Below are 1,697 nucleotides of genomic sequence, written 5' to 3'. Positions count from 1 at the left end.
GCCCTCGCGCAGGCGCCGGTGGCGGGGCTGCTGCTCGTCGGGCTCGCCGCCGTCCTGCTCCGGGTACGGCGGTGAGGCGACGATCTCAGCCGCGCGGGGGGATGAGATCGGTCGGCCGTCCTGAGACCGGTCCGACAACTGACCGCTCTCGATGCAGGGGACCGAAGTCGATGAGTTCGGTCGCCTGATTGAACCGATCCGCCATTTCGCCCGTAGTACCGGGCAGAGGCTGATATCCGGTCGGCCTGCGACGAGAGGGGCGGAACGTGCGCAGAGGGACCAAGGTGGCGGTGGGCGTCGGCGCGGCGGTGGTCGTGGTGGGTGCGGCGGCCTGGATCTGGGGGCCGGGCCTGTACGCGGACCGCGCGAACGAAGCAGCGGCGGAGGCACCGAGCCTGTCGACGTCGGCGGCCCCGCTGCCCGACGCCGAGGCCGCGGCCGGCACGTGGACCGTGACCGACGGGTCCTTCGCGGGCTACCGCGTCGACGAGGTGCTCCAGGGCGAGGACGTGACGGTGACCGGGCGCACCGAGGACGTCACCGGTTCGGTCACCGTGGCGGACGCCGCGATCACGGCCGCCGACATCGAGGTGGACATCGCGAGCGTGGCCACGGACGAGGCCAACCGCGACGCGTACTTCCGCGACAACGCGATGGAGGTCGGGCAGTTCCCGACGGCGACGTTCACGCTCACCGAGCCGGCGCCGATCGAGGAGGGCGCCACGTCCGTGGCGCTGACCGGCGAGCTCACCGTGCACGGCGTCACGCAGCCGGCCACGGTCGACGCCGAGGTGGCGGGCGACCCGACCAGCGGCGACCCCGTGCAGGTGGTGGGCAGCGTGCCGGTCACGTTCGAGGACTTCGGCGTCGAGGCACCGGACCTGGGGTTCGTGACGGTGGAGGATGAGGGCAGCATCGAGTTCTCGCTGCAGCTGGCCCCGGGCCAGTGACGCGGTAGCCGGACCGGACGGGTAACGAGAGCACACGGAGGGAGCCGCTCGTGGGTGCCGAGGACGAGCTCCTCGAGGCGGTGCACGACACGCACGCCGACGCGCTGTACCGGTACGTCGTGCGCCGCACGGGCGACGAGGAGGAGGCGCGCGACGTGGTGCAGGAGACCCTGCTGCGCGCCTGGCGGCACCCCGAGGTGCTCGAACGGTCCGAGGACTCGGTGCGCGCCTGGCTGTTCACGGTGGCGCGCAACCTCACGGTGGACCACCTCCGCAGCGCCCGGCGCACCCGCGAGCACCCCACCGGGCACGTGCCCGACCGGGAGGGTCGCGACACGACCCAGGCCGTGCTGGACTCGTGGCTGGTCGCCGACGCGCTGCTGTCGCTCTCGCCGCCGCACCGCGCGGTGGTGGTGGGCGCGTACTACGGCGGCCGCTCGGTGGCCGAGCTCTCGGCCGAGCTGGGCGTCCCGGCCGGGACGGTCAAGTCCCGCCTGCACTACGGCCTGCGGGCGCTACGGCTGGCGCTGCAGGAGAAGGGAGTCACGGCATGATCCCGGCGGGGACAGGAGACGGCGACGAGTTCGCCGAGTGGGACGCGGCCTACGTGCTCGGCGCCCTGAGCCCGAGCGACCGGCGCGCCTACGAGCGGCACCTGGCCGGGTGCGCCGCGTGCCGCTCCGCCGTGGCCGAGCTCGCGGGCTTGCCTGGTCTGCTCGGCACCATCAGCCCCGCGCACGCGCGGGC

3 protein-coding genes are annotated in these 1,697 nt (G+C 73.9%); all 3 read left to right on the top strand.

Annotated elements, in window-relative coordinates; genetic code table 11:
• Positions 1-266: 266 nt before the first annotated feature.
• Positions 267-950, top strand: a complete 684-nt coding sequence (locus tag PROKR_RS05585) for a YceI family protein (RefSeq protein WP_036960422.1) — start codon at positions 267-269, stop codon at positions 948-950.
• Positions 951-1,000: 50 nt separating this feature from the next.
• A complete protein-coding gene (locus PROKR_RS05580) occupies positions 1,001-1,504 on the top strand; it encodes a sigma-70 family RNA polymerase sigma factor (RefSeq protein ID WP_020013822.1) in 504 nt (167 codons plus the stop codon).
• The coding region (locus tag PROKR_RS05575; RefSeq protein ID WP_036960419.1) for an anti-sigma factor family protein at positions 1,501-1,697 on the top strand (197 nt) is incomplete at its 3' end. The genes PROKR_RS05580 and PROKR_RS05575, both read left to right, overlap by 4 nt.

It is taken from the genome of Promicromonospora kroppenstedtii DSM 19349, assembly GCF_000515355.1.
In the GTDB taxonomy this organism is placed as follows: domain Bacteria; phylum Actinomycetota; class Actinomycetes; order Actinomycetales; family Cellulomonadaceae; genus Promicromonospora; species Promicromonospora kroppenstedtii.
This window is presented reverse-complemented; position numbering and strand designations above follow the sequence as displayed.